The sequence below is a fragment of the Serratia sp. T13T92 genome, assembly GCF_047530105.1.
GTDB lineage: Bacteria > Pseudomonadota > Gammaproteobacteria > Enterobacterales > Enterobacteriaceae > Chania > Chania fonticola.
Genome location: NZ_JBLJAK010000049.1, coordinates 23722 through 31112, shown reverse-complemented (window position 1 = coordinate 31112; position 7391 = coordinate 23722). Strand labels below are relative to the sequence as shown.

General features: G+C 57.1%; 7 protein-coding genes. All 7 read right to left on the bottom strand.

Translation table 11 applies throughout. From position 1 onward, the window contains the following. Window positions 1-258 precede the first annotated feature (258 nt). The 7 genes from ugpQ to livF all read right to left on the bottom strand — a co-directional run bounded on the left by ugpQ (window position 259) and on the right by livF (window position 7389). Window positions 259-996 (bottom strand): glycerophosphodiester phosphodiesterase, encoded by a 738-nt coding sequence (gene ugpQ, locus ACMV5I_RS25565; protein ID WP_414825545.1) that lies wholly within the window; start codon window positions 994-996, stop codon window positions 259-261. Further along, on the bottom strand, window positions 996-2069 hold the full coding sequence (locus ACMV5I_RS25560; protein ID WP_024484627.1) for a sn-glycerol-3-phosphate import ATP-binding protein UgpC: 1074 nt from the start codon (window positions 2067-2069) through the stop codon (window positions 996-998). Before ACMV5I_RS25560 ends, ugpQ begins: the two co-directional genes overlap by 1 nt. Before the next feature lie 5 nt (window positions 2070-2074). Further along, window positions 2075-2920, bottom strand: coding sequence for a sn-glycerol-3-phosphate ABC transporter permease UgpE (gene ugpE / locus ACMV5I_RS25555; RefSeq protein WP_024484628.1), 846 nt, complete (start codon window positions 2918-2920; stop codon window positions 2075-2077). Further along, window positions 2917-3804 (bottom strand): sn-glycerol-3-phosphate ABC transporter permease UgpA, encoded by an 888-nt coding sequence (gene ugpA, locus ACMV5I_RS25550; RefSeq protein ID WP_414825544.1) that lies wholly within the window; start codon window positions 3802-3804, stop codon window positions 2917-2919. Before ugpA ends, ugpE begins: the two co-directional genes overlap by 4 nt. A 115-nt stretch (window positions 3805-3919) precedes the next feature. Further along, window positions 3920-5239, bottom strand: a complete 1320-nt coding sequence (gene ugpB, locus ACMV5I_RS25545) for a sn-glycerol-3-phosphate ABC transporter substrate-binding protein UgpB (RefSeq protein WP_174333903.1) — start codon at window positions 5237-5239, stop codon at window positions 3920-3922. 193 nt (window positions 5240-5432) lie between these two features. Next, window positions 5433-6620 (bottom strand): PLP-dependent aminotransferase family protein, encoded by a 1188-nt coding sequence (locus ACMV5I_RS25540; protein ID WP_024484630.1) that lies wholly within the window; start codon window positions 6618-6620, stop codon window positions 5433-5435. A gap of 67 nt (window positions 6621-6687) precedes the next feature. Then, window positions 6688-7389, bottom strand: a complete 702-nt coding sequence (gene livF, locus ACMV5I_RS25535) for a high-affinity branched-chain amino acid ABC transporter ATP-binding protein LivF (RefSeq protein WP_021807790.1) — start codon at window positions 7387-7389, stop codon at window positions 6688-6690. Window positions 7390-7391 lie beyond the last annotated feature (2 nt).

Below are 7391 nucleotides of genomic sequence, written 5' to 3'. Positions count from 1 at the left end.
ATAGTGAGACGGATGAATATAGTTAACATGCTGAAAAAGTTAGGGAATGAGTACAGTAATATGGTCATGGGATGCTGACCATATTACTGGGGATCACTCAGCCCACAGGGAGAGGGGACCGATCGAGCTCGCTGATAATCCGATCTAACTCTCTGATACCCCGTAAGAAACCTGGCTAACACAGCGCAAAGACTAGCTCCCTCGCCCTTAGGGAGAGGGTCGGGGTGAGGGGTAATCTTTATATTATAAATTAAACAGTTAAAAATCCGGGCCGATCAAATCTATCCGGTCGGTGCAAATACAGTCAACGCCCCAATTCAACAATAAGCGCGCCCGCTCCGGCTTATTGACGGTATACACCAGAATACGCAGCCCAGCGTCTTTTAGCGCCGCGACACGTTCAGCGATCAGTTCTTTATGATTAATATGCAGCGAGACACAGCCCAGACGCTCGGTCAGCTCACGCCAATTGTCATCCCACTTGTCCAGCAACAGGCCGCGTGGCAGTTCTGGGGCGGTCTGCTGTGCCGCCGCCAGGGCTTCCACCGAGAACGAAGAAAGCAGCGGATCGGTTTGCCCCTGCCACAGCATGCTGGCGGCAAACGCTACCACCCGGCCGGTTTCTTCGTCGCTGCCGGTGGTTGGCTTGATTTCAATATTGGCCATCATGCCATGCTGCTTACAGCGCTCCGCCACATCCGACAGCAGCGGCAAACGCTCCCCTTTAAAGGCTGAGCTATACCAGTCACCGGCATCCAGTTCTACCAACTTTTCCCATGGCAGTTCACCCGCCACACCCCAACCGTTGCTAGTGCGTTCGAGCGTGTCATCATGCAGCAGGAAGATCTGCCCGTCCTGCGCCAGTTTGGCGTCAAACTCAATCATCTTGTGGCCATGACGCGCGCCGACATCAATCGCCGCCAGGGTATTTTCCGGTGCCAGAGAACCGCCGCCGCGATGGGCGACAATATGGGGATAAGGCCAGGCTGTAGTCATCAATCCATCCGTGTTCCGCTGTGGGTAGCAAAAAAGTGCAGCGCCGACGCAGGCAGCTGTAAATACAGGGTGCTGCCCGCAGGCGGCAGGGTTTCATGGCTCAGGCGGACGATCACGCCTGAACTCCCCCATTGGCCATGCGCCAGGTTATCGGCACCGAGCAGTTCCAGCGTTTGCAGTTCTAGCGGAATACCGCCCTGCTCGCGCGTACTCAGTTGAATATGCTCCGGTCGGATACCCAACGTCAACTCCTGTCCACCCCACTGTGGCCGAGGTTCTGGCAGATCCAGCGCCATGCCACCGGCCAATTGCAGTTGCTTGCCGTCCGCACTCAGCGTGCCGGGTAGCAGGTTCATCGCCGGGGAACCGATAAAGCTGGCAACAAACAGCGTCGCCGGGCGTTGATAAACCTCGCTCGGCGTGCCGATTTGCTCCGCCACGCCTTTATTCATCACGATCACCCGCTGCGCCAGCGTCATCGCTTCAACCTGATCGTGGGTAACATACAGGCTGGTGGTTTTCAGGCGGCGATGCAGCTGCTGCAATTCCAGGCGCATCTGGACACGCAATTTGGCGTCCAGGTTGGAGAGCGGCTCATCAAACAGAAATACCGCCGGTTCGCGCACAATCGCGCGCCCCATCGCCACCCGCTGGCGCTGGCCACCGGAAAGCTCACGCGGTTTGCGTTGCAGCAGCGGTTCCAACTCCAGAATCCGCGCTGCCTCCTCCACTCGCTGGCGGATGTGCTGTTTGCCAAAGCCACGAATTTTCAGGCCATAGGCCATGTTGTCGTACACGCTCATATGGGGATACAGCGCGTAGTTCTGGAACACCATGGCGATGCCGCGATCTTTCGGTTCCAGATCGGTCACGCGCTGGCTATCGATATAGATATCACCGCTGGTGGTGCGCTCCAGCCCGGCCACCATCCGCAGCAGCGTCGATTTGCCACAGCCGGAGGGGCCAACCATCACAATAAATTCGCCGTCAGCCACGTCGAGATCGATCTGCTTGATCACCGGCGTTTTGCCGTCGTAAGACTTGGTGACCGCCTGTAGTTTTAAACCTGCCATATTCGTTACTTCTCGCTATCAACCAGACCGCGCACAAACCAGCGCTGCATCAGAAGAACCACCGCCAACGGTGGGATCAAAGTCAAAATCATTGCCGCCATCACCTGATTCCACTGGGTTGGCGCGCCGGAGGTAGAGATCATGCTGCGGATCCCCGCTACCGCCGTGCTCATTGAGGCGTCACTGGTGACCAGGATCGGCCACAGGTACTGGTTCCAGCCGTAGATGAAGGTGATGACAAACAGCGCCGCCAGATTGGTTTTCGACAGCGGCAACACAATGTCCCAAAAGAAGCGCATCGGCCCGGCTCCGTCGATGCGTGCAGCCTCTAGCAACTCATCCGGCAGGGTCATAAAGAACTGACGCAGCAGGAAGGTGGCCGTGGCCGATGCCATCAGGGGCAGCGTGAGGCCGGTGTAGCTATCCAGCAGGTTGAGGTTGGAGATCACTTCCACCGTCGGGAAGATTCGCACCTCGACCGGCAGCATCAGCGTCATGAAAATCAGCCAGAAGAACAGGCTACGCAGCGGAAAACGGAAATAGACGATGGCATAGGCGGAAAGCACCGAGACCACGATCTTGCCGCAGGTGATCGCCAGCGCCATGATCACACTGTTGAGCAGCAGCATCGAGAACGGCACCTTGAGGGTACCCACACCGCCCTGCCAAATATGGCGGATGTTGTCCCAAAGGTGGCCTCCGGGTACCAGCGTCATAGGCACTTGAAACACCTGTTGATCGTCCAGAGTGGCGGCCACAAAGGCCACATATAGCGGAAACAGCACCACCAGCACGCCAACAATCAGCATCGTATGGCTGAAGATATCCAGCCCGCGTCGGTTCTCAATCATTGGTAACGCACCTTACGTTCGACAAAGCGGAACTGGATCACCGTCAGGCCAATCACCAGCAGCATCAGTACCACCGACTGCGCCGCCGAGCTGGACAGATCCAGACCGGCAAAGCCTTCCCGATAGATTTTGTACACCAGCGTGGTGGTCGATTGCACCGGCCCACCGCCGGTAGCGGCGTCGATCACCGGGAAAGTGTCGAAGAAGGCATACACCAGGTTGACCACCAGCAGGAAGAAGCTCACCGGCGTGATCAGCGGCAGCACCAGGTTGAAGAAACGCCGCACCGGGCCTGCCCCGTCGATCGCCGCAGCTTCCACTAGGGAGCGCGGGATAGATTGCAACGCGGCCAGGAAAAACAGGAAGTTATAGCTGATCTGCTGCCAAACCGATGCCAACACCACCAGGAACATCGCCTGGCCGCTGTTTTGCGCATGGTTCCAGTCGTAGCCGAAACCGGCGAGCACATGGGTGATCAGGCCCATGCCGGGGCTGAACAGGAAGATCCACAGCACCGCCGCTACCGCAGGGGCAACCGCATAGGGCAGGATCATCAACGTCTGATAGAAACGGCTGCCGCGCAGCACATAGTCCACCAGCGCGGCAAAGAACAGCGAGACCAGCAGGCCAACACCGGCCACCAGGAAGCTGAACAACAGCGTGGTGTAGAAAGAGTCCAGGTAATACGGGTCCTGGAACAGCTGTGTGAAGTTGTCCAACCCGACAAACTGGCTGGAAAGGCCAAACGGATCGACGCTTTGTACCGAGTACCACAGCGCCTGACCGGCAGGCCACAGGAAGAAAACGACGGTGATCAGCAGTTGTGGCAGCACCAACACATAGGGCAGCCAGCTATAGCCGAAGCCGGGACGGGATGATGACATAGAGTTAACCGTTAAATGGGGATGAGGATCGGTAGCAGCCCCTCACCCCAGCCCTCTCCCAAAGGGAGAGGGAGTGGATCGATGTCGTTTGGCAAAAGAACGCCCAATCTGACGCTTACTTGGTCGAGGCCTCAAAGCGGCGCAGCAACACGTCACCGCGCTGTACGGCGGCATCCAGCGCCTGCTGTGGGGTTTTCTTATCGGTCCACACGCTTTCCAGCTCTTCATCCACCACGGTACGGATCTGCGGCATATTGCCCAGACGCAGCCCTTTGGTGAACGCCAACGGTGGTTTGTTCAGCATCTGGCGGGTGGCCACATCGGCCCCTGGGTTTTTGTCGTAGAAGCCCTGCTGCTTGGTCATTTCATAGGCGGCAGTGGTGATCGGCAAGTAGCCGGTCTTTTGATGCCATTCGGCGGCAATCTCAGGCTGGGCCAGATATTGCAGGAACTCCGCCACGCCTTTGTAGGTCGCCGCGTCTTTGCCGTTCATCACCCACAGGCTGGCCCCGCCGATAATGGCGTTCTGCGGTGCATTTTTGGCGTCAGCATCGTAAGGCATCATGCCCACGCCGAAATCAAACTTGGCGTATTTGCGGATACTGGCTAACGAGCCGGAAGAAGCAGTCGCCATGGCGCAGTCGCCGTTGTAGAACTTCTCGGTAGGTTCGTCCTTGCGGCCGAAGTAGGTGAAGTCACCCTTCTTGTTCATGTCTTGCAGGAACTGAATATGTTTAACCTGCAGCGGCTGGTTGAACTCCAGCTTGGCATTGGTGCCACCAAAACCGTTGTTTTCACTGGCGAACGGCACGCCATGCCAGGCGCTGAAGTTCTCCAGTTGGATCCAACCCAGCCAACCGCTGGTGTAGCCGCACTTCATGCCAGCCGCGCGCAGTTTGGCGGCATCGGCCGCCAGTTCCTGCCAGGTTTTCGGTGGCTGATCCGGGTTCAAGCCCGCTTTCTTGAAGGCGTCTTTGTTGTAATACAGCACCGGGGTGGAGCTGTTGAAAGGCTGGGACAGCAGATGGCCGCTCTTGTTATCGGTGTAGTAACCGGCCACGGTCGGCACAAACACCGATTCATCGAACTTGACGCCCGACTCCTGGAACACCTGATACACCGGTTTGATCGCCTTGCTCGCCATCATGGTGGCGGTGCCCACTTCGTACACTTGCAGGATCGCCGGTGCCTTGCCGGAACGGTAAGCGGCAATGCCCGCCGCCAGGCTCTGTTCGTAGTTGCCTTTATAAACCGGGACGATCTTCACATCGCTGTGAGTTTGGTTGAAACGGTCTGCCAGAGAGTCGACTTCGGTACCCAGTTCCCCTTCCATCGAATGCCAGAATGGGATCTCGGTGGCAGCTATTGCATGGCCGCTGACCGCCAGGGCCAAGGTAACGCACAACGTGGTTTTTTTAATCGCGTGAGCAAACATGCCTAACTCCTGAAAAAGCTGGTGTGATCAAAACGCGTGAGCGAAAAGAAACAGTTTTTGTTCGGATGCTAAACATGCCATGCGCGGATGACAGTAAAATAACTTTGGCGTGACAGCTAGATGACAGCGAGGTGAAGTGCAGATGGCGGTTTGATGTCGGCGGTAGGGAATTCACCCCACCGCCGCAGAGAGATTACAGCGAGCGACGCAGGCGGGCGACAGCCTCTTGCATCTGTTGTTCGGTTGCCGTGGCAAACGACAGACGGAAGGTAGAGCGATCCGGTTTGTCAGAGAAGAAGTATTCTCCCGGCACAAACACCACACCCTGCTTCAGGGTGGTTTTCAGCCACTCGGTGGCATCGAATTGCTGACGGAAGCGCGCCCACAGGAACATGCCGCCTTTCGGCATATCAAAGCTGATCACATCACCCAGCTCTTTTTCCACCAACCCGGCCAGGATCTCGCCTTTGTGCTTGTAGGCCGCGCGGATCTTTTCGATCTGCGCCGGTAAACGATCCAGCCCCAGGTAACATTCGACGATGCTCTGCGACAGCGCGCTGGCATGCAGATCCGCCGCCTGCTTGATGATCGCCACTTTATGCAGCAGGAATGGCGGCAGGATGGCCCAACCCAGGCGCAGGCCCGGAGCCAGGATCTTGGAGAAGGTGGAAGTATAGATAATGTTTTCGGTATGGCCCAGCACCTGCTGCGAAACCTGATACAGCGTAGCATTACGCTCTTCGGTGAAGCGCAGCTCGCCGTAGGGGTCATCCTCGATAATCAGGAAGTTATGCTCTACCGCCAGTTTCACTAACTGCTCACGGCGTGCGGCGCTCAGGGTCAGGCCGCTCGGGTTGCCGAAGTTCGGCACCACGTACACCCCTTTGATCTTCTGGGTTTTCAGCAGTTCAGCCAGTTCATCCACTACCATGCCGTCGCTGTCGGAAGAGACGGACATGACGTTGGCTTCCGCCAGTTCCAGCGTTTGCAGCGCCGCCAGATAGGTCGGGCGCTCTACCACAAACACATCACCAGGGTTAATCACCGCACGCATCACCAGATCTAACGCCTGCTGGGAGCCTGCGGTCACCACGATATCTTCCGGCTTGGCATTAACGCCACGCTGTGCGCATAGGGTACAGATGCCTTCACGCAGCAGTTCGCTGCCTTCGGTCAGCCCATATTGGAAAGCGCTTTTCGGTTGTTCGGTAATAGCCTGCTGGGTAGCAATGCTCAATCCTTCGAAGTCAAACAGCGCATCAGAGGGAATGCCACCCGCCAGCGAAATGACGTTTTCCATTTTGCTGTGCTTGAGCAATTCGCGGATTGCCGAGCTTTTGACCTTTACGATGCGCTGTGCGAGTAGTCCTTCTGTCTTCATTGCTTGTTCTCGTAATCGTTAAGAATAGGGGCGCCACTCAGTGCGCCCTATGGCAATTACCCATGGTTTAACCACCCAGGTATGCTGACCGCACTGCTTCGTTTGCTAATAATGCGGCCCCCGTATCTTCCAACACCACGCGGCCGTTTTCCAGCACATAACCACGATCTGCCAGTTTTAGCGCCTGGTTGGCGTTTTGTTCCACCAGGAAGATGGTCATCCCCTCTTCGCGCAGCTGTTGGATGATGTCAAAAATCTGCTGGATGATGATGGGGGCCAGCCCGAGTGAAGGCTCGTCCAACAGCAGCAACTTGGGCTGGCTCATCAGCGCACGGCCAATCGCCAGCATCTGCTGCTCGCCACCTGACATGGTGCCAGAGCGCTGGCTACGGCGCTCCAGCAGACGTGGAAACAGGGTAAATACCCGCTCTATGCGTTGATGATACTGCTCGCGATCGGCAAAGAAACCGCCCATCGCCAAGTTCTCTTCCACCGTCATGCGTGAGAACACCCGCCGCCCTTCCGGTACGATCGCCACGGCCTCGCGCATGATGCGCGCTGTCTGCCACTGGGTGATGTCCTGATCCATCAAGGTGATGGACCCTTCGCTGGCCCTTGGGTCGCCGCATAGCGTGCCGAGCAGGGTGGTTTTACCAGCACCGTTGGCGCCGATCAGGGTGACAATCTCCCCCTGTTGAATGTTCAGGCTGACCTGGTGCAGCGCCTGAATTTTGCCGTAATGGGCGGAAACCTGATTAAATGACAACATAT